The organism is Actinobacillus genomosp. 1 (assembly GCF_029774175.1).
Taxonomy (GTDB): domain Bacteria; phylum Pseudomonadota; class Gammaproteobacteria; order Enterobacterales; family Pasteurellaceae; genus Actinobacillus.
Genome location: NZ_CP103834.1, coordinates 1,440,862 through 1,462,538 on the forward strand (window position 1 = coordinate 1,440,862; position 21,677 = coordinate 1,462,538).

At 41.1% G+C, this 21,677-nt stretch carries 20 protein-coding genes; 3 read left to right on the forward strand and 17 right to left on the reverse strand.

Annotated features, from left to right (window positions below; all coding sequences use genetic code 11):
• Window positions 1-8: 8 nt before the first annotated feature.
• From NYR63_RS06565 to NYR63_RS06645, 17 genes are all read right to left on the reverse strand, one after another.
• Window positions 9-677: a response regulator gene (locus tag NYR63_RS06565; protein ID WP_279443326.1), complete on the reverse strand. Its 669-nt coding sequence runs from the start codon at window positions 675-677 to the stop codon at window positions 9-11.
• Between the two features lie 194 nt (window positions 678-871).
• A complete protein-coding gene (locus NYR63_RS06570; RefSeq protein ID WP_279443325.1) occupies window positions 872-1,165 on the reverse strand; it encodes an AzlD family protein in 294 nt (97 codons plus the stop codon).
• Window positions 1,165-1,869, reverse strand: a complete 705-nt coding sequence (locus NYR63_RS06575) for an AzlC family ABC transporter permease (protein WP_347710234.1) — start codon at window positions 1,867-1,869, stop codon at window positions 1,165-1,167. Before NYR63_RS06575 ends, NYR63_RS06570 begins: the two co-directional genes overlap by 1 nt.
• Window positions 1,870-1,904: 35 nt before the next feature.
• On the reverse strand, window positions 1,905-2,699 hold the full coding sequence (locus tag NYR63_RS06580) for a peptide ABC transporter ATP-binding protein (protein WP_279456820.1): 795 nt from the start codon (window positions 2,697-2,699) through the stop codon (window positions 1,905-1,907).
• Window positions 2,700-2,814: 115 nt separating this feature from the next.
• Window positions 2,815-3,891 carry a class II fructose-bisphosphate aldolase gene (fbaA, locus tag NYR63_RS06585; protein ID WP_279456821.1) on the reverse strand — a complete coding sequence of 359 codons (1,077 nt, stop codon included), beginning with the start codon at window positions 3,889-3,891 and terminating at the stop codon, window positions 2,815-2,817.
• A 96-nt stretch (window positions 3,892-3,987) separates the two neighbouring features.
• On the reverse strand, window positions 3,988-5,163 hold the full coding sequence (locus tag NYR63_RS06590) for a phosphoglycerate kinase (protein WP_279456822.1): 1,176 nt from the start codon (window positions 5,161-5,163) through the stop codon (window positions 3,988-3,990).
• Window positions 5,164-5,318: 155 nt separating this feature from the next.
• The gene (locus NYR63_RS06595) at window positions 5,319-6,707 is read right to left on the reverse strand and encodes an SLC13 family permease (protein ID WP_279456823.1); all 1,389 of its coding nucleotides are present in this window, start codon (window positions 6,705-6,707) and stop codon (window positions 5,319-5,321) included.
• Window positions 6,708-6,970: 263 nt separating this feature from the next.
• Window positions 6,971-8,245, reverse strand: coding sequence for an SLC13 family permease (locus NYR63_RS06600; RefSeq protein ID WP_279456824.1), 1,275 nt, complete (start codon window positions 8,243-8,245; stop codon window positions 6,971-6,973).
• Between the two features lie 305 nt (window positions 8,246-8,550).
• Complete coding sequence (locus NYR63_RS06605; protein ID WP_279456825.1) at window positions 8,551-9,942, reverse strand: DASS family sodium-coupled anion symporter; 1,392 nt, start codon at window positions 9,940-9,942, stop codon at window positions 8,551-8,553.
• A 195-nt stretch (window positions 9,943-10,137) separates the two neighbouring features.
• On the reverse strand, window positions 10,138-12,051 hold the full coding sequence (parE, locus tag NYR63_RS06610) for a DNA topoisomerase IV subunit B (protein ID WP_279456826.1): 1,914 nt from the start codon (window positions 12,049-12,051) through the stop codon (window positions 10,138-10,140).
• Window positions 12,052-12,127: 76 nt separating this feature from the next.
• The gene (gene phoR / locus NYR63_RS06615) at window positions 12,128-13,420 is read right to left on the reverse strand and encodes a phosphate regulon sensor histidine kinase PhoR (protein ID WP_279456827.1); all 1,293 of its coding nucleotides are present in this window, start codon (window positions 13,418-13,420) and stop codon (window positions 12,128-12,130) included.
• The gene (gene phoB / locus NYR63_RS06620) at window positions 13,420-14,109 is read right to left on the reverse strand and encodes a phosphate regulon transcriptional regulator PhoB (RefSeq protein WP_115590651.1); all 690 of its coding nucleotides are present in this window, start codon (window positions 14,107-14,109) and stop codon (window positions 13,420-13,422) included. Before phoB ends, phoR begins: the two co-directional genes overlap by 1 nt.
• 131 nt (window positions 14,110-14,240) lie before the next feature.
• The gene (gene pstB, locus NYR63_RS06625; protein WP_005601789.1) at window positions 14,241-15,020 is read right to left on the reverse strand and encodes a phosphate ABC transporter ATP-binding protein PstB; all 780 of its coding nucleotides are present in this window, start codon (window positions 15,018-15,020) and stop codon (window positions 14,241-14,243) included.
• Between the two features lie 8 nt (window positions 15,021-15,028).
• Window positions 15,029-15,880: a phosphate ABC transporter permease PstA gene (gene pstA, locus NYR63_RS06630; RefSeq protein ID WP_005617740.1), complete on the reverse strand. Its 852-nt coding sequence runs from the start codon at window positions 15,878-15,880 to the stop codon at window positions 15,029-15,031.
• On the reverse strand, window positions 15,880-16,833 hold the full coding sequence (gene pstC, locus NYR63_RS06635) for a phosphate ABC transporter permease subunit PstC (protein WP_279456829.1): 954 nt from the start codon (window positions 16,831-16,833) through the stop codon (window positions 15,880-15,882). Before pstC ends, pstA begins: the two co-directional genes overlap by 1 nt.
• Window positions 16,834-16,981: 148 nt before the next feature.
• Window positions 16,982-17,968 carry a phosphate ABC transporter substrate-binding protein PstS gene (gene pstS / locus NYR63_RS06640; protein ID WP_279458543.1) on the reverse strand — a complete coding sequence of 329 codons (987 nt, stop codon included), beginning with the start codon at window positions 17,966-17,968 and terminating at the stop codon, window positions 16,982-16,984.
• A gap of 187 nt (window positions 17,969-18,155) precedes the next feature.
• A complete protein-coding gene (locus NYR63_RS06645; protein WP_279456830.1) occupies window positions 18,156-18,542 on the reverse strand; it encodes a Cu(I)-responsive transcriptional regulator in 387 nt (128 codons plus the stop codon).
• Between the two features lie 85 nt (window positions 18,543-18,627).
• On the opposite strand from NYR63_RS06645, the gene NYR63_RS06650 reads away from it, so the two are divergent.
• From NYR63_RS06650 to NYR63_RS06660, 3 genes are all read left to right on the forward strand, one after another.
• Window positions 18,628-19,080 carry a DUF411 domain-containing protein gene (locus tag NYR63_RS06650; RefSeq protein ID WP_279456831.1) on the forward strand — a complete coding sequence of 151 codons (453 nt, stop codon included), beginning with the start codon at window positions 18,628-18,630 and terminating at the stop codon, window positions 19,078-19,080.
• Between the two features lie 17 nt (window positions 19,081-19,097).
• On the forward strand, window positions 19,098-19,298 hold the full coding sequence (locus tag NYR63_RS06655) for a heavy-metal-associated domain-containing protein (protein ID WP_115587397.1): 201 nt from the start codon (window positions 19,098-19,100) through the stop codon (window positions 19,296-19,298).
• Window positions 19,299-19,403: 105 nt separating this feature from the next.
• Window positions 19,404-21,554, forward strand: coding sequence for a heavy metal translocating P-type ATPase (locus NYR63_RS06660; RefSeq protein ID WP_279456832.1), 2,151 nt, complete (start codon window positions 19,404-19,406; stop codon window positions 21,552-21,554).
• Window positions 21,555-21,677: the final 123 nt, after the last annotated feature.

Consider the following 21,677-nt stretch of genomic DNA (forward strand, 5'->3'; position numbering starts at 1 on the left):
TACTTCCCCTAGCTTTCTTTTGGTACTAACCAGCCCACACCACGCACATTTTTAATATGGCTTTTACCAATTTTTTTACGAATAGTATGAATAAGAAAATCTACTGCATTACTTTCTACTTCTTCCCCCCATCCATAAAGCTTGTCTTCCAAATCTGATCGAGAAAGAATAATGCCTTGGCGTAATACCAAGGCTTGCAAAATTGCAAACTCCTTATTGGTCAGTGAGACAGATTCATTTTGACCTGTAATATCAACTTGATAAGTTTGTGGATCTAGCGTTAGCACCCCATTACTTAGTTTTGGTGTTACCTGTCCACTATGGCGGCGGATAATCGCTCTTATTCGGGCATGCAACTCCGATAAATCAAAAGGCTTGACCAAATAATCGTCCGCACCACCATCTAGCCCAGCTAGACGGCTACTAATATCATCACGAGCAGTCATAATTAAAATAGGTGTGCTATTTTTTAGATTACGGATATGTTGTAACACGAGTAGCCCATCTTGTCCGGGTAATCCTAAATCTAGCAATACCATATCATACGTTTGATCTCGCAAAGCTGTTTCAGCTACATTACCATTATTGACCCAATCTACAGCATAGCCGCTATCTTTCAAGCTATCTTCGACTACATTTGCGATCATTACATCATCTTCAACTAATAAAATTCGCATAATATTCCCCTATTTAGTATTGAGAGCGATTATATAATGAAAAAAAAGCTCAAACCAAAATTGACTTGAGCTTTTAAGAATCATTGTGAAAAAAACATATCGGCTTAGCAGTTCCGATGTAAAACATTCTAAATAAGAAAAATTAGCAGAAAATTAGCAAGTGTTTAGAATTTTCAAACTTAACTGCTTATCCCTTATAAAATTGCTCGCAATAATCCCGTTGCCACAATCGAAATAACCACTGTCGGAAATAACGAAAATTTCATCATCACCAAACAAGTAATAATAACCGCTAACGTATTGGCGAGATCGCCGGACATTATGGTCGGGGCAATTACAGAAATTAACACGCAACCGGGAACTGCCTCCATCACTTTTTCAGTCGTACGACTTAATTTTCGATTACGTAACACCAAAAAACCGAGAACCCGTGTCAGATAAGTAGAAAAGGACATGAGTAATATCGTCAGAAAAACACTCCATTCCATTATAATGTTTCTCCCTTACTCTCTCCCCTATGCCAAAGATAGGCGGATAAAATTCCGGATAAAGCCCCCGCAAGCACATACCAAGCACCCTCTACCGTATGATAGACAAAACCGGCGACCAATAAACTGACAAACCACGGACGCGCAAGTTTAAACGATTTCCACATGCCTTTTAGCATCACTAAAAAGATTGCAGTAAAAGACATATCGAAACCGTACTTTTCCAAATCACCGACAAAAGGCCCGATATAAGCCCCAATCATGCTTGAGCTGATCCACATCACGTAAAGGCTAAGTGCCGTTCCCATATAATAGGGAATACTAATCGCTTTTTCCGGACGTTTTTGCGCATCAGCCAAATTCATCGCCCAAACTTCGTCCGTCATAAAAAATAATAGACCTAACGATTTTAACCGACCGATCTGTTTCATATACAAAGAGAGTGCTGCCCCCATAATAATATGGCGACTGTTAATCAGCATTGAAACGGCAACAATAACACTGATAGCAAGAGGATGAGTCCAAAGATTCACAGCGGCAAATTCCGAACCGCCGGCAAAGTTCAGCCCGGTTAATAAGCCGATTTCATAAAACGGCATACCCTTTTGTGAGGCTTGCGCACCTAACACCAACCCTAAAGGAATAAAACCTAACATCATCGGAGAAACTTCTCTTATCCCCCGTATAAATTCATTGTGTCGCATATTTTTTATATATTATTTTTTAATTAATTTTTGAATTATTCACCCCATGCTTCCGGAGTTAATTTTTTGCCGAAATGGCTTTCGATTAACCGTGCCGTAATCGGACTTTGAGGATTTAACAAAATATCTTTAGTTTTACCGTATTCCACAACTTCCCCTTCGTGCATTACCATCAGTTTATCTGCAATATGTTTAATAATACCGAGATGCTGCCCAACATAGATAAAAGAAATCCCTAATCGCTCTTGTAAATTAAGCATTAAGTTGGTTAGCTGTGTTTTAACCGAAAAATCCAAGGTACTTAGCGTATCGTCGGCAATAATAATTTCCGGAGAAAGAATCAAAGCTCTCGCTAAAGCAATTCGTTGCTTTTGGCTGCTAGATGTTTCGTGAATAGGAATTAACGCATGTTCGGGATACATACCGACTAAACGTAATGTACTGAAAATCCGTTCATTACGTTCACTTTCAGTTAAATTCGTAGCTAAACGCAGAGGAGAATCTAAGATTTGACCGACATTATAATTCGGATCGAAAGCATCGTTCGGATCTTGAAACATCATCCGAATATGCTTCACTCGAAAACGGTAATCGCCGTAATGAAGGGTCTGACCTTTGAAAATCATTTCACCCGAGGTCGGTCTAGTGATTCCGGCAATCATTTTAGATAACGTGGATTTACCGGCACCGTTTTCACCGATAACCGCTATCGTTTCACCTCGCTCTAATGTAAAAGAAACGTCTTTTACCGCATAAAAATCATGCTTACGAAACAAACCGATACGATCAGTAAAATGCTTATTGAGATGTTTAATATCAAGTAAAGGCATTTGATAATTGAATATGAATTATATGAAAAACTATTATCAATTATCCCTATGCAATTATCAACGAAAAAGACCGCCTAACAGCGGTCTTTTTCGGCTTACTTTTTACAATCTTGGATTATAAAACGTTTACACAGTTTAAGTCTTCGAAAGATTGCTCTAAGCGTTTAGACATTGATTCTTCCATTTTACGTAACCAAACACGCGGATCGTAGTATTTTTTGTTTGGAGAATCCGGGCCTTCAGGGTTACCTAATTGACCTTGTAAGTATGCTTCGTTCGCTTTGTAGAATTGAAGAATACCGTCCCAAGATGCCCATTGCGTATCCGTATCGATGTTCATTTTGATTGCACCGTAGCTAATAGCTTCACGGATTTCTTCACGTGATGAACCTGAACCGCCGTGGAATACGAAGTCGATTGATTTTGCAGGAAGGTTACGCTCTTTAGAAACGAACTCTTGTGATGCGCCTAAAATTGACGGTTTTAATTTTACATTACCCGGTTTATAAACACCGTGTACGTTACCGAATGCCGCAGCAACGGTAAAACGATGGCTTACCGGATGTAATTGGTCGTAAACGTATAAAACGTCTGACGGTTGAGTATATAATTTAGACTCTTCAACATCCGAATTATCCACACCGTCTTCTTCGCCGCCGGTAATACCGATTTCGATTTCAAGCGTCATACCCATTTTGTCCATACGAGCTAAATACTCACGGCAAATCGCCATATTTTCATTCATCGGTTCTTCTGAAAGATCGATCATGTGAGAAGAGAATAAAGGTTTACCTGTTTCCGCAAAGTGTTTTTCACCCGCATCTAATAAACCGTCAATCCACGGCAGTAATTTTTTCGCTGCATGGTCGGTATGAAGGATTACCGGAACACCATATTCTTCCGCTAAAGCGTGAACATGTTTCGCACCGGCGATTGCACCTAAAACATCCGCACGCGTACCGGAGGTCGGTTTAATACCTTTACCTGCATAGAATTGCGCACCGCCATTAGAGAATTGAATAATAACAGGAGCTTTAACACGTGCCGCCGTTTCTAATACTGCGTTTACAGAATCAGAACCTACACAGTTTACTGCAGGAATAGCGAAATTGTGTGCTTTAGCATAAGCGAATACTTTTTGAACGTCATCACCTGTTACTACACCCGGTTTTACGATGTCTAATAATGCCATTTTGAGTTTCCTTTAAATAAAAATATCAGTAGGGGCGTATTACATACGCCCTTTGGATAGTGTTAGGACGTATGCAATACGCCCCTACAAGATCAATTAGCCGTTTGCACGTTTCTCTAAAATTTCAACCGCAGGTAATACTTTACCTTCAACGAATTCTAAGAATGCACCGCCACCTGTTGAAATATAAGAAATTTTATCTGCAATACCGAATAAATCAATTGCCGCTAACGTATCACCGCCACCTGCGATAGAGAACGCACCGTTTGCAGTCGCTTCGGCAATCGCATTTGAAATGACTTCCGTACCTTTACGGAAGTTAGGGAATTCGAATACACCTACCGGACCATTCCAAAGAATCGTTTTTGCCGATTTAATGATATTTGCTAATTCCTCTGCTGATTTGTCACCGATATCGAAAATTGATTCATTTTCTTGTACTTCAGAAACCGCTTTTTCCGTTGCCGGTGCGATTTCAGAGAATTCCGTACCTACGCGTACATCAACCGGAACAGGGATATTAGTCGCTGCGGCTAAACGTTTTGCTTCCGGAATTAAATCCGCTTCGTATAAAGATTTACCGACCGGGTGACCTTCCGCCGCAATGAACGTATTTGCAATACCGCCGCCCACGATTAATTGGTCTGCGATTTTTGAAAGACTGTCTAATACCGTTAATTTAGTCGAAACTTTTGAACCTCCTACGATCGCTAACATCGGACGTTGCGGCTCTTTTAACGCTTTACCTAACGCATCTAATTCCGCCGCTAATAAAGGACCTGCACAGGCAATCGGAGCATACTCCGCCACACCGTAAGTAGAACCTTCCGCACGGTGCGCCGTACCGAATGCGTCCATCACGAATACATCACAAAGTGCCGCATATTTTTTCGCAAGTTCAGGATCGTTTTTCTTTTCGCCTTTGTTGATACGTACGTTTTCAAGTACCACGATTTCGTTTTCCGCTACTTCAACGCCGTCTAGGTAATCACGCACTAAACGTACCGGTACACCTAAATCTGATGCGTTTAAGTAATCAACTACAGGTTGTAAAGAGTTTGCTTCTTCGAAAACACCTTCAGTTGGACGACCTAAGTGAGAAGTTACCATTACTTTAGCACCTTTTTGTAAAGCTAATTTTAAGGTAGGAATGGTTGCACGAATACGTGCGTCAGATGTCACTTTGCCATCTTTTACCGGTACGTTTAAATCAGCACGGATAAATAAACGTTTACCGGCAAGATCAAGGTCTGCCATTTTAATAACTGACATAGTAAGTTCCTCTTTTTAAGTTTCAAAAATAAAACAGGGCAATTATATCATTTTCTACCTATTTTGGGCGAATGTAGATCAAATTCTTGCTTGATTTTGCAAAAAACAACCGATTTTTAACCGCTTAATTCACCCAAAACGCTCCAAATGGAGTTTTACCACCAAGTCGTCCAGAAGAAATAAGATAAACAACCTAAAATCGCAACACATAATAAATTCAGAATAAGTCCGACTTTTACCATTTCACTTTGTTTGATATAACCCGTGGCAAATACAATCGCATTCGGCGGTGTTGCAATCGGCAACATAAAGGCGGCAGACGCACCGCAAGCAATAATTGCCGCTAATGAAATCGGCGGTAAACCTAACGAATTAGCTACCGAAATAAAAATCGGCATCATCAACGCCGCACTTGCGGTATTTGAAGTAAATTCGGTTAAGAACACGATAAACGCCGCCATCGAAAGCGTCATAATTAACCAATGCTTATTCCCGATATAATTCACAATACCGTCGGCTAAGATTTTGCTCGCACCGGTATCTTTCAATACAATACCGAGAGTTAAACCGCCACCGAATAACATTAACACGCCCCACTCTGCACGCTCTTGAATTTGCGCCCAAGTCGCCGTATTGGTAATACAAAGTACGACAACGGCAATCATAGCAATGACCGCATCAAAACTTTTAATCGATTCTTTTAATTCGAAAATTTGGCGCACAATCGGTTCAATGACACTACTGAAAGTTAATAAAATCGCCGTCATACAGAACACGATCAAGGTTGTTAAACGTTTAGGGGTTAAGGGAATATTCTCGACTTTAGCTTCAAACGGTAGGTTAAAATTCGGGCGAAGCACCACTAATAAAGCGAATACCATCGAAATCATCAACAAAATCGCCACCGGCATCCCGTATGCAAGCCATTCGGAGAACGATACTTTGATATACGAAGCTAAAATCGCATTCGGAGCGGAACCGACCACCGTTCCCATACCGCCGATACTTGAACTGAACGCAATACCAAGCAATACGAAAACATAGATTTTTCGGTGTTGTTTGAAGTCTAATTGATGCAGAATCCCTAGAGAAAGCGGCAACATCAATGCGGCAACGGCGGTATTATTAATAAAAAGCGAAAGCCCTGCGGTAACCGCAAACAAATAAATAATCGTACGTTTCAGATTGCCTTTCGCTAAACGTATAACGTGATTGGCAATCCAAAGATCAATTTGATGAATATTTAGTACGGCGGCAATCACAAAACCGCCAAAAAACATAAAAATAATCGGTTCGGAAAAAGGAGCAAAGGCGGCTTTAGTGGAGAGGACATTTAGAAAGATAGCGAAGATAGGTACCATAAGAGAGGTTACCGTGATATTAAACGCTTCCGTTAGCCATAAGATACCGACGAAAATTAATAAGGCTAATCCTCGATTTTCTTGTGGAGAAAAAGGAAACCATTTCAGTAAGATAAAAAATAAGATTAAATCGAGCGTCAAGATAATCACGCCACGCATAGGGCTTTTTGTAGTTTTTGACATAATAACACCTCTAATTGTTTGCATATCGGTCTTTTTAGATTCTAAATTCGACAATAACCGATTTTTTACAAAAGTAAAGAGGGCATCTCTCAGAAACAATAAATTTTATCAATTTTTTAACAAATTTATTACAAATAATTTAGTCTTCCGTGTAATTAACCTAAAGAAATGCCGTTCAATAAAAAAAGCGGTTGAATTTCTGGAAAACGTTGCAATTTTTCACAAAAATTCAACCGCTTGCTTAATTAAACGTAATTACTTGATTACGGAAAGAAAGGGAAGAAAATCGGTAATAACACCATACTTACTGCGACAGTAATGAGAATTAACGGAACCCCCGCTTTCACATAATGAACAAAACGATAATGACCGACCGATAAAATCATCGTATTCGCCGGCGTTCCAATCGGTGTGGCAAATGCGCAAGAAGAACCGACTACGATAGCCATTAATACAGCTCTCGGATCCGCACCTAATGAACTTGCAATCGAAAGACCTATCGGAGCGAGTAACGCGGCCGTTGCCGTATTCGACATAAAGTTGGTTAATAAACAGCTAAGAAGCAAAATCGTAAATAAAAGTGCGCTTGCGCTTGGATGCGAGCCTAATAAACCTAAAATAGAATGAGCAATATCCGCCCCCGCTCCGGTACGTTGTAAAGCATCCGCTAAGGTTAAAGTTCCGGCAAAGAGGAAAACCACTTGGCTATCAATCGCCTGATACGCCTGTTTCTCGGTAATCACGCGCATAATGACCAAAATCAGCGCACCGACACAAGCGGAAATATACAGTTTGATCCCGATAGCTTCTTCAAATACCATCGCAAGTAACGTAGCAAGCAGGACGACTAATGAAACCCATTGTTTCCATCTCGGAATATGATTGTGATGATTGTGGAATGCATTGTATTCTTCCTGCTCTACGTGTGTATTCATCTGTTTAGGTAAAAAACGATAACCGATAAACACAAAGTAAAGAATACCGACGATTAACACCGGTAAGCCGATTTTCGCATATTCAAAAAAGCCGAATTTCAGACCGGTTTGAGCTAACACGCCTTGTACGACGAGGTTATTCGGTGAACCGATCAATGATAAATTCCCGCCTAATGTTGAAGCGAAAGCCATCGGCATCAATAATCTTGAACGTGCAAAGCCCGATTTGGTCGCAATCCCTAAAATGACCGGAATTAAAATCGCCGCAGTCCCTGTATTTGATAAGACGCCGGACATAAAACCGGTAATTACCATCAACACCACCATAAGTTGACGTTCGCTTTTGGCAAACTTACTGACGACCCCACCGATTTTATTTGCCATCCCCGTTTCAAATAACGCCCCACCGATGACGAACATTGCGACAAATAAAATCACATTGGTATCTACAAAGCCTAAAAAGGCATCTTTGGCAGGCAATACGCCGGTAATCGCTAAACCGACGGTGACAATCATTGCCGTTACGGCGAGAGGCAATTTCTCGAGTGCAAACATCACGATTGCAAACACTAAAAAACTGAGTGTAATTGCACTTGGGGTCATAAAAGCTCCTATAATAGGTTTTGAATATAGCCAATTCGAATACAATACATATTTTTTATTCCAAAGTAAGCTATAATCTAACCGAAAAGCGAATACCCGTGCAAAATAAATGTCACTTATATGAATTAGATCAAACAAATTTCAATCAGATTTAACATAAATTACACAAAAATATGACAAGAAATGATTAATAATGTACATTTCAAATAAAAAACGGGCGAATTTATTCTGTATAATAAATTCACCCGTTTATTCTATATAGTTATATTAAATTCATTTAAGTTCTGAATTCAACTTCTTAAAGATTAACGCCAGAAGAAGTATCCCACCGTTGCAATCACGAATACACATAAGATATTCAACCAGAAACCGGCTTTAACCATTTCGCTTTGTTTAACTTGTCCCGTACCGAATACGATTGCATTCGGCGGTGTCGCTACCGGTAACATAAAGGCACAAGACGCACCTAGACCGATAATTAACGCTAAACCGAGCGGCTCGACGTTCAACGCCTGAGCGATTGAAATAAAGATTGGCACTAATAACGCCGCACTTGCCGTATTTGAGGTAAATTCGGTTAAGAAAATAATGAATGCCGCAACAATCAATCCGATTATATAATAGTGGCCGCCTTCAATTAAGCTAACGATACCGTCCGCCATGATTTTACTTGCCCCGGTTTGTCCTAATACGCTACTTAACGTCAAACCGCCGCCGAATAGGAATAATACGCCCCATTCCGTACCTTCTTGGATTTGCTGCCAGCTTGCAATACCGGTAATACAAATAAGCGCAGCCGCTACCATTGCCACCATACTGTCGAAGCTACCAATCTTACCTTTCAAACCGAGTAACTCCGATAAGAACGGATTTAATTGAGAACTGAATACCCAGCTTAATGCGATTAATACGAAAATGGCTAAGGTAAGAATACGTTTTTTGTCCAACTCAATCACTTCGAATGACTGCTCGAATTGCACATCAAATTTAGGTTTAAACACCATATAAAGCGTACCTAGCATTAACGGCATTAAAATTAGCATAATCGGGAAACCGTATTTCATCCAGTCTGCGAAAGTTAAGTGCAGTTGTGATGCAACAATCGCATTCGGCGGACTACCTACTAACGTACCCATACCACCGATACTCGCACTATAGGCAATACCGAGTAACACGAAAACATAAGTATTATGGTCTTCTTTCGGATCAAGCTTACTTAAAATCCCCATCGCTAACGGTAACATCATTGCCGCTGTTGCGGTATTACTCATCCACATCGAAAGGAATGCGGTCACTAAGAATAAATACAATACCGCGACGGAAAGCTTACCTCTTGAAAGTGCCATAATCTTATTGGCAATCAAGCGGTCAAGTTTCTGAATATGTAATGCGGTCGCTAGGGCAAAACCACCGAAGAAAAGGAAAATGGTCGGATCGGCAAAAGCGACCAACGCTTCTTTTGATTTAACCAAACCTAACGCTACCGAAAGAATCGGAATCAGTAATGCGGTTACCGTGACGTGTAACGCTTCCGTTAGCCATAAAATCGCTACAAAAACTAATAAAGCCAAGCCTTTATTTGCTTCGGGCGCAAAAGGTAAGGTATTTAATAAAATAAAAAAGAGCACAACATCGGCGAGAAAAATTATGCCGTTACGCATACTCGCTTTGTTTGACGGAGTTGAATTGCTTCCCATAAGAACACCATTATCGTTAGGTTAAAGAATAGCTTGCACTATACCTAAAATTATTTAGAAAAAAATAAAAATGTTATAAAAATGTGAACTTCTTCAAAAAATTTTTAACGAAATTCACATAAATACAATCGGTCGTTTTTCAGCATATTTTTGCAAAAAATCTAAAAAAACCGACCGCTTGAATATTCTATCAAATTAAACGCTTAATTCCGCTTCATCGCCTCGATTTTGTAGCCATTGTTTACGGTCTTCCGCACGTTTCTTCGCCAGTAACATATCCATAATTTCAAAGGTATCCGGCTCGTTTTCTTCGGTTGTATCCAACTCATCCAATGTCAGTTGCACTAAACGACGCGTACTCGGATCCATTGTGGTTTCACGTAATTGGCTTGGGTTCATCTCACCTAAACCTTTAAAACGCTGTACGTTCGGCTTGCCTTTTTTCTTGGCTAAGCGGGCTAAAATCGCTTCTTTTTCCGCTTCATCAAGCGCGTAATGCACTTCGTCTTTACCAATATCAATCCGATAAAGCGGTGGCATTGCCACATAAACATGCCCGTTTTTGACTAAATCCGGGAAATGGCGCAAGAACAAAGCACATAATAAAGTTGCAATATGTAAACCGTCCGAATCCGCATCGGCAAGAATACATACCTTACCGTAACGCAATTCATCTAAACTATCGCTGTCGGGATCAATCCCAAGTGCTACCGCAATATCGTGAACCTCTTGCGAAGCAAGCACCTGATCGGAAGACACTTCCCACGTATTCAGAATTTTGCCTCGTAGCGGTAAAATCGCTTGATAATCCTTATCACGCGCCTGTTTTGCCGAACCGCCGGCAGAATCCCCTTCCACTAAGAACAGCTCGGTACGGCTTAAATCTTGTGAGGTACAATCGGCTAATTTACCCGGTAACGCAGGACCGCTCACTAACTTCTTACGCACCACTTTTTTCGCCGCACGTAAACGACTTTGCGCCGATGAGATCGCCATTTCGGCAATCAATTTACCGGTTTGCACGTTTTGGTTTAACCATAAACTGAACGCATCTTTGATTGTACTATCCACATAACTTGACGCTTGACGAGAAGAAAGACGCTCTTTGGTTTGCCCGGCGAATTGCGGCTCTTGAATTTTTAACGAAAGCACGTAAGCACAACGATTCCATACGTCATCAGCGGTTAATTTAACGCTCTTCGGCAATAAATTATGAATTTCACAAAATTCCACCATTGCTTTTAACAAGCCGTTACGTAAGCCGTTTACGTGCGTACCGCCTTGTGCGGTCGGAATCAAGTTTACATAACTCTCAGCCAATAGCTCGCCACCTTCCGGCAGCCAAGTTAATGCCCAAGTTACCGCTTCGGTTTCGGAAGTAACATCGCCGATAAACGGTGGATTCGGTAAACATTCGAATTCTTTTAACGCTTCGCTTAAATAGTCGGATAAACCGTCTTCGTAATACCAAGTTTCGCTGCTGTTATTGATATGATCAACGAAGTTGATGGTTAATTTCGGACAAAGTACCGCTTTGGCACGTAATAAGTGGCGTAAACGGCTAACCGAAAATCTCGGCGAATCGAAATATTTTGGATTAGGATAGAAACGAACGGTGGTACCGGTTTGTTTTTTCGGGCAACTGCCAACAACGGTTAATTCTTCTACTTTTACCCCATTTTCAAAGGCAATCGTATAAATTTCACCGTTACGCTTGATTTTGATTTCCACACGTTGCGAAAGAGCGTTTACCACCGAGATCCCTACCCCGTGTAAACCGCCTGAAAACGTGTAGTTTTTATTGGAAAACTTACCGCCTGCGTGTAACTTTGTGAGAATTAATTCCACACCGGAAATTTTTTCGGTGGAGTGAATATCAACCGGCATACCTCGACCGTTATCAATCACTTCCAACGAATTATCCGTATGCAAGATCACATCGATTTGAGAGGCATAGCCCGATAACGCTTCATCGACACTATTATCAATAACTTCTTGCCCTAAATGGTTCGGACGAGTGGTATCGGTGTACATTCCGGGACGAAGTTGGACGGGTTCAAGATCTTTTAAAACGGTAATTTCATCAGCACCGTAGCGTTTATCAGACATGACTGGCTCTCTTTATGGACATAAAAACAGGCATTTTACTGGCAAATTCCCCATTTGTTGAGTAAAAAATGCTGTTCTAGTGATTTTTTGTTTCGCCGAGCAGAGATTTTTTAATGATAAAGCTAAATTGACTACCTTTGCCGAACTCACTTTTGATTTGCAAGTGAGAACCGTGTTGTTCCAACGCATATTTAACAATCGCTAACCCTAAGCCGCTACCGCCGGTTTGATTACTGCGAGATTCATCCACTCGATAGAAACGCTCGGTTAAATGCGGTAAATGCTCGTCTTCAATACCAATACCGTTGTCTTTGACGCTAAATTCCGCCCCTTCATCACACCAATGCCAATCCACCTCAATGGTTGCACCGTCACCGGCATGTTTAACCGCATTGTAAATCAAGTTGGAAACCGCACTTTGCAACTGGGTTTCATCGCCTAATACGGTAATATTCGGCGTGATATTAAAAATAATTTGTTGCTTGCTCTGATTTAAAAAATCCGCATTTTTTTGTAAAGCGGAAATCATCGCCGACATTTCAACTACATAATGTTCTTTGCTGGAAGACGTCTCAATTTTTGCCAATAAATTAAGCTGATCCAATAAATTGCCCATCCGTTTCGCTTGGGATTGCATCGCATGAATACTTTTTTGTTGTAGCTCGGTTTTCGCTTGCCCTTCCAATAATTCCAAATAACCTCGTAATACGGTCAGCGGCGTGCGCAATTCGTGGTTCATATTGGTTAGGAATGTTTGTCTGGAATGTAATAAGCGAATCATTTGCGTCACGTCACGCGCAATAATTAAATAACTTTCGCTGTCATAATCGTTTAAATGAAATTCGATATATCGCCCGTCACTGTCCATTAAAACAAGCGGTCTGTTTCTCTTATTTTGATGAAAATATTTTTTAAATTCTTCATAAAAAATCACGTTAAACACGCTTTTTTCCAGCTTTTTATCCCAATAAAACTTTAAGATTTCTTGCGAAGCGTTGTTACACCATAAAATAGTGCCGTCATGGCGACAAATAATGATACCGTCCGGCAAATATTGAATATTTCGGTTTAATTTCGAAAGTAATCGCAAGGTTTTGATTTTCTCACGGCGATTACGTTTTTGATAAAAAGCCACGGTTTGAGAAATATGCTCCCACGTCGTTAATACTTTGCGACTGCTGTCACGATTCGGATCAATCAGGTGTAATAAACGTTGTTCGTTATAATGATGCCAAACCAATAGCAGCACTAAAATCAACACAAACCAAGTAAGGAAATCCCAAGCAAATAAGCTGAATAAAAAAGCCGTAGCAACGGCAAGAATCGCTTCAATAAAAAAATGCTTGAAAGAAAGTCTAAATTTTTTCATTAATTATCCTGAAAATGATTGGAAAAACGATAGCCGGATCCGCGTACCGTTTGTACATAACGTTCAAAACCGCAGGGTTCTAGACTTCTTCTTAAACGGCGAATATAAGAATCTACCGTTCTGTCTTCCACATAAATATCATTGCCCCAAACAAAATCCAGTAATTGTTCTCGGCTATAGACTTTTTCCGGATGAGTCATAAAAAAGTGTAATAATTTATATTCGGTACTGCTTAAACTAATTTCTTTTTTCTGGAAGGTAACGCGTTTGGCATTTTGATCCAAGATCAGATCATCTATATTGATAATATCGTTATTTTGATAGGTTCGTCTAAGTAAGGCTTCGATTCGGGCAATTAACACTTTTGGCGAGAACGGTTTAGTCACATAATCGTCCGCACCGGTATTAAGACAAACAATGCAATCGTCTTCCGAACTGCGAGCGGTAAGCATTAAGATAGGAATTTGTGCGGTTTCTTCCGATTTTTTTAAATATTGAATAAACTGAATACCCGAACGTCCCGGTAACATCCAATCCAGTAGAATTAACTTCGGTTTCTCGCTCAGCTTTTTGACCGCACTTTGATAATCCTCGGCTTCGAGCACTTGATAATTCTGTTGTAATAAAAACAGAGAGATCATTTCTCGGATAGCTCTTTCATCTTCGACAATCAGAATTTTTTCATTCATCTTATGCTCCTAATCCTTTGCGCCCCATCGTCTGCTTCTAACGTTCTGCTCTGATAAGCGGTCGAATTTCACCAAAAATTTGCAAAATTTTAGCAAAATCCGACCGCTTGCGTCGATTCATTTTAGTAAAATTAACCCATTCTGCCTCGAATGTAATCTTCGGTACGTTGGAATTTCGGTTTATCGAAAATTTGTTTGGTTTCACCAAATTCGACTAATTCGCCTAAATACATATAAGCGGTGTAATCCGAGCAACGAGCCGCCTGCTGCATATTATGGGTCACAATCGCCACCGTATAATCGTGTTTCAACTCGCTGATCAATTCTTCGATTTTCATGGTTGAAATCGGGTCGAGCGCCGAACAAGGTTCGTCTAACAATAACACTTCCGGTTTTACCGCAATACCGCGTGCAATACATAAACGCTGTTGCTGACCGCCGGATAAACTGTCGCCGCTTTGATTTAATTTATCTTTCACTTCGTTCCACAATGCGGCTTTGGTTAATGCCCATTCGACACGATCATTTAATTCCGATTTCGGTAACTTTTCAAATAAACGGATACCAAACGCTACATTATCATAAATTGACATCGGGAACGGAGTCGGTTTTTGGAAAACCATACCGATTTTGGCTCGAATTAATGCAATATCAGTTTCGGTCGTTAATAAGTTTTCACCTTCAAACAGGATTTCCCCTTGCGCACTTTGGTTCGGATATTGTTCATACATTCGGTTTAAGGTACGTAATAAAGTTGATTTACCGCAGCCGGAAGGGCCGATAAATGCGGTAACTTTATTTTTCGCAATGCGCAAATTGATATTTTTTAAGGCATGAAAATCACCGTAGAAAAAGTCTAAGTTATTGATGGCGATTTTAGTGTCTTGTAGTGAAATTAATTCGTTACTCATTGCATTTCCTATTGTTGTTTCGGTTTGAAAAAGATACGGGTGAGAATATTTATACATAACACAAACCCGGTAATTAATGTTGCGCCCGCCCAAGCAAGGCTATTCCAATCTTGGAACGGACTTGCCGCATATTGATAAATGACCACCGGTAAGTTTGCCATCGGTGCGTTCATATCCAGCGAGCTGAATTGGTTTGAAAGTGCGGTAAACAATAACGGTGCGGTTTCCCCCGAAATACGCGCCACCGCCAATAACACCCCGGTAATAATCCCTGAGCGAGCCGCTTTATAACAAACCATCGTAATCATACGCCATTGCGGACAACCTAATGCCACAGCGGCTTCACGTAAGTTATTCGGAATCAGATTCAGCATACTGTCGGTAGTACGTACGACCACCGGAATCACTAAAATCGCGAGCGCAAAAGAACCCGCCCAACCTGAATAATGCTTCACATGCGAAACGTAAATCGCATAGATAAATAAACCGATAATAATCGACGGCGCCGAAAGTAAAATGTCGTTAAGGAAGCGGGTAACTTTTGCCAACTTACTGTAACGTCCGTATTCGGCTAAGTAAGTACCGGCTAAAATACCTACCGGCGTACCGATTAAAGTGGCGAAAACCAACATCATAAAGGAACCCATAATCGCATTACTTAAACCGCCCGTTTCATTCGGTGCCGGCGTCGGTAAGGTAAACAGGCTTAAAGAGAGTTCCGGAATCCCTTTATGAATTAGGGTAAATAAAATCCAACCTAGCCAAAACAGCCCGAACCCGACCGCAAAGAAAGAACCCGAGAGCATAACTTTGTTTACACATTTACGGCGGTAAAAACGCCCGTTTTTATTACGATACATTATTTCTTTCCTTCTTTTTGGGTCATTCTTAAAATCATTAAGCGAGAAATACTGAGTACGACCGTAGTAATTAAGAATAAGATTAAACCTAATTCCATCAACGCCGATTTTTGTAATCCGGTCGCCTCATTAAATTCATTCGCAATTGATGAAGCGATTGAAGCGGACGGCGAGAAGAGCGATTCAGGTAAGTTAAATGCGTTACCGATTACGAAAGTGACCGCCATCGTTTCACCCAATGCGCGTCCGAGTCCTAACATCATACTGCCGACTACACCGGCTTTGGTATAAGGTAATACGATTTTCCAAACTACTTCCCAAGTGGTTGAACCTAAGCCGTAAGCACTTTCTTTCAACATCGGCGGTACCACTCCGAATACTTCTCGCATCATCGAGGCGATATAAGGAATAATCATAATCGCCAACACCAACCCGGCGGTAAATAAACCGATACCGAAAGGTGCGCCGGAAAATAACACGCCGATAAGCGGTAGGTCGCCAAGTACCTCAATTAAAGTCGGTTGAATATATTCTTGGAACAGCGGTACGAAAACAAATAAACCCCACATACCGTAGATAATCGAAGGAATCGCAGCCAACATTTCTACCGCTACGCCAATCGGACGTTTCAACCATTCCGGTGCAAGTTCCGTTAAAAAAACCGCAATTCCGAAAGAAATCGGTACGGCAATCAATAACGCGATTAACGCAGAAATCAAAGTACCGATAACCGGTACCATTGCACCGAAATTCTCATTAATCGGATCCCAATCGTTGGTCCATAAGAAACTTAGACCAAAGCGTGTTAATGAATCCCAGCTGCCAATAACTAATGAAATCAAAATGGCCGCCAACATCGCAAAGACAAGCCAAGCAAAAAATTGTGTCGTATGCTTAAATAACCCTTCCGCTAAAGGATGATTTAAACAGCTCGGTTTATGAATATTCGACATAAAAAACTCCAATGTTTTATCTTGGTGCTTATTTTAAAAAAAGAATATGACAGTTTTATGACATTGCCGTCACACAAAAACAAAAGCGGCTGAATTTAAAGTTTACAAAAAACACTTCAAATTCAACCGCTTATTTCTTATTTAACGATTAGCGAACCGCTTTACCGTCTTTATCTTTTACTTCGTTTTGCCATTTTTGTTTGATTTTAGCAACTACTTCATCCGGTAACGGCACATAATCTAACTCTGACGCCGCATTTTTACCTTTTTCAAATGCCCAATCGAAGAAATCAAACACCGCTTTGGTTGCGGTCGGATTATCCGCTTGTTGATGGACAAGAATGAAACTTGCCGCCGTAACAGGCCACGAGTTATCGCCGCCTTCATTGGTTAGCACAATGCCCATACCTTTCGCTTTATCCCACTGTGCGTTTGCAGCCGCCGCCATAAAACTTTCGCGTGACGGTTGTACAAATTTACCCGCTTGGTTTTGTAACGAAGCCCAAGCTAAGTTATTTTGTTTCGCATAAGCATATTCGACATAACCGATAGAATATTTAAGTTGTTTCACATAAGCGGCTACACCTTCATTACCTTTACCGCCTTGACCGGTAGGCCATTTAACCGATTTACCTTCACCGACTTTTTCTTTCCATTCCGGCGACACTTTTGATAAATAGTTAGTCCAACCGAATGTTGTACCCGAACCGTCCGAACGACGTACTACAACAATACTTTTATCCGGTAAATTTAATGAACCGTTCAACGCTTTAATCGCAGGGTCATTCCATTTGGTAATTTTACCGAGGAAAATATCCGCTAATACCGCACCGGATAATTTTAATTCACCCGCTTTAAATTCCGGTAAATTTACCACCGGTACCGTACCGCCGATAATTGCCGGGAATTGTAACAATTTATGTTGATCCAATAATTCCGCTTTCATCGGGTCGTCCGATGCACCGAAATCAATGGTTTTTGCAATAATTTGTTGCTGACCGCCACCGGAACCGATAGATTGATAATTAACTTTATTGCCTGTTTCTTTCTCATAAAGTGAAGCCCATTTCGCATAAATAGGATATGGGAATGAAGCACCTGCACCGGTAATCGTATCAGCATAACTTGATGCCATTACGCCTAATGAAAGCCCGATCAGAACGAATTTTTTAGCTGCTTTTACCAATAACATATTGTTCTCCTCATTGATGTTTGAACTAGCTGTTTGGAATAGATTATTTGGTTTACGCGCATTCTAAAAAAACAATATGACGATTTGATGACAATTCAAAAATAAATAAAACCGGCGATTTGTAAAAAATTTAGCGTTTTAGACCGCTTAATATCGAGCATTCCGGACTATCGTTACCGCAACAAGACTTACTCCAACTTTTTAATAGCGTCAGCATTTGTTGCAAATCGGCAATTTTCTGCTGAAGTTCTTCGATATGTTGCTCGGTAAGTCGTTTTACTTCTCGGCTAGTACGATGCGGATCATCATTTAGTTTTAATAATTCGCTAATCTGCACTAAAGAAAATCCGACCTTACGTGCATTACTGATAAAGTGTAAACGTTCTAAATCCGCCGCCGAATAAATTCGATAGCCGCTACTTGAACGAGTTGCTTGCGGCAATAAACCGGCTTTTTCATAATCCCGAATTTGTTTTGCCGATAATTCGGTATGTTTGGCTGCTTGACTAATATTCATTCTGTTACCTCTTGACCTTAACCTAGGGTTAAGGATTAGCATATAAAGAAATTCAGTATTCGTCATTCTTTTTTATGAGGTAACTATGAAATTTCGTCTGTTAAAAACCGTTTCGCTTTGTGCAATGTTTGCGACTTCTTCTTTTGCTTATGCAGTCAATAATATTGAAGTATGGAAAAGTCCGACTTGTGGTTGCTGTAACTTTTGGATTGATCATTTAAAACAGCACGGTTTTAACGTCACCGCAAATGATACTGGTAATCAACATGTACATAGCAAATTGCAATTACAGCCGAAATTACAAGCCTGTCATAGTGCAATGGTGGACGGTTATCTCATTGAAGGTCACGTGCCGGCACAGGATATTGAACGTTTACTCAAAGAAAAACCGGCTGATGCGGTAGGTTTAATCGTACCGGAAATGCCGCTTGGTTCGCCGGGTATGGATCAGCCGAAACATATGGGGCATAAAGATAAATATGATGTGCTGTTACTTAAAAAAGACGGCACAACCACCATTTTCAATTCATACAACTAATCATTAGGAGAAACAAAATGTCAATTACACTCAAACTTGACGGCTTACATTGCGGTAACTGCGTAAAAAGCGTTGAAAAAGCCTTAAATGCTGTAGAAGGCGTGACTAAAGCGACCGTAACTTTAGATCCGCAACAAGCGATTGTAGAAGGATCCGCTAACGCAGACGTACTGATTGCCGCCGTTGATGATATTGGTTTTGAAGCGGAAGTTATTTAATCCTGATCATTATTGGTATTCAAAGAAAATCCCCTCTTTACTAAAGAGGGGAAAAAAATATAAAGACCACTATTTCCGTGGTTAAACTTACCGGAAAGAAACGATATGGCTAAAGAACAGCAACTTTTAATTGACGGTATGCACTGTGCCGCTTGCGTGCGTCGGGTTGAAAAAATCTTGATGAAAGTGGAAGGGGTAACTTTTGCTTCGGTCAATCTTGCCGATCAAACCGCATTTGTACAGGGCGAAGCGGATCCTCAGGCAATGGTGCAAGCGGTCGAAAAAATCGGTTTCGGTGCGGAGATTTTAGAAAGCGAACAAGAACGCCGAGCCAAACAACAAGCCCAAACCCAGCGCACTTTAAGCCATAAAAAATGGCAATTTATTATGGCGTTAATTGTCGGTTTCGGCTTAGTCGTATTGGGACTGGTTATCGGTATGATCCCAAACTCAACTAATTTAATATATTGGTTTATCGCCGCAGCCGTCAGTTTATTTACTATGTATTTTGCCGGTAAAGATTTCTTTGTCGGTGCATGGGTCAGCCTTAAAAATAAAGCCTCCACTATGGACACCTTAGTCGCACTCAGTACCGGTGTCGCTTGGCTCTACTCCTTCTGGCTAACGCTTTTTCCCCAACCGCAGGCACACGTTTACTATGAAGCCAGCGTGATGATTATCGGCTTTATCAATCTCGGTAAATTTCTTGAACTAAAAGCGAAACAACGTTCCTCACTTGCCTTAGAAAAATTACTTGATCTCGCTCCGCAACAAGCGGTCGTTTTTGATCAAAATAATGCGACTCAAACGATTCCGGTCAAAGGCATCAAGCCGGAAATGCGTGTGCAGGCACTCACCGGCGACCGCCTTGCGGTGGACGGCAGATTGGAAAGCGGTTCAATTTGGGTGGATGAATCAATGCTGACCGGTGAAGCGTTACCGATTGAGAAAAAAATCGGCGACAAAGTACGTGCCGGAACTTTGATTCAAGACGGAGCAGGCATCTATATTGCCGAACAAGTCGGCAGCCAAACTGCCCTTGCTCGTGTAATTAACGCTGTACGTCACGCGCAATCAAGTAAGCCACCGATCGCACAATTTGTCGATAAAGTTGCCGCTGTTTTTGTACCGGTTGTGGCTTCGATTGCGTTGATAAGCGGTCTGATTTGGTTATTTTTAGGCAAAGAATTTTCATTCGCACTCTCGATCTTTACCACCGTGTTAATTATCGCTTGCCCTTGTGCGCTCGGTTTAGCGATTCCGCTTTCCACCATTGCCGGCGTGGCTCGTGCCGCCGAATTCGGCGTGTTAGTACGTAATATCGAAGCCCTGCAAGCCGGTTCGGAAATCGATACGTTGGTGTTCGATAAAACCGGCACACTCACTACCGGCGAAATGACAGTTTCGGATATTCAGACCTTTAACGGCTTCGAGAAAGATTATGTGTTACAACTGGCAAAAAGTTTAGAAGTCCACGCTTCGCATCCGATTGCCAAAGCAATTGTAAAATTTGCCGAAAATCAGACCGCTTGTGAAGTCACAAACGTACAAGTGGTTAAAGGTGCGGGAATTATCGCTAACTTAGGCGAAGATCAAATCAAGGTCGGTAATGCGAAGTTTGTCAATTTTTCCGGAAATTTAACCGCTTCTCGAGCCACACAAATTTTTGTAGCAATAAATGATCAATTAGCCGGTATTTTATCGGTGGAAGATCAATTACGTGACGAATCCAAAGCAATGATCGAAAAATTTAAAGCGGAAGGTTATCAATGCTTAATGCTAACCGGTGACCGCCAAGCCACCGCTGAATATTTCGCACAACAGCTCGGTTTAGATGGTGTAATTGCCGAAGTATTACCGGAACAAAAAGCGGATAAAATTCGTGAGTTGCAAAAACAAGGCAAAAAAGTGGCGATGATTGGTGACGGAATTAATGATGCGCCGGCTCTCGCTCAAGCAAATGTGGGCATTGCGATGCACAATGGCTCGGATATTGCGGTCGAAACCGCCGATCTCTCATTGATGCAACACGGCTTGGCACCGGTACTACAAATCCTACCGTTTGCTAAACGGGTATTACGCAATATGAAGCAAAGTTTGCTCGGGGCATTTATGTATAACGTGATTGCCATTCCGATTGCCGCCGGTGTACTTTACCCTTTTACCGGCTGGCTACTCAACCCGATGATCGCCGCAGTTGCAATGACAATGTCTTCCATCACCGTAGTGCTGAACAGTCAGAGATTGTTGAAATAGCTAGTTTCCCTCACGCACGAAGCCGTACGTGGTTACAATCAGCCTTCGGCTGAGTGAGCCACTCTGTGGCTCTATATTTTCTCTAACTTCCAGCCCTAGCAGGGCTGAATTATGCTTAACCTA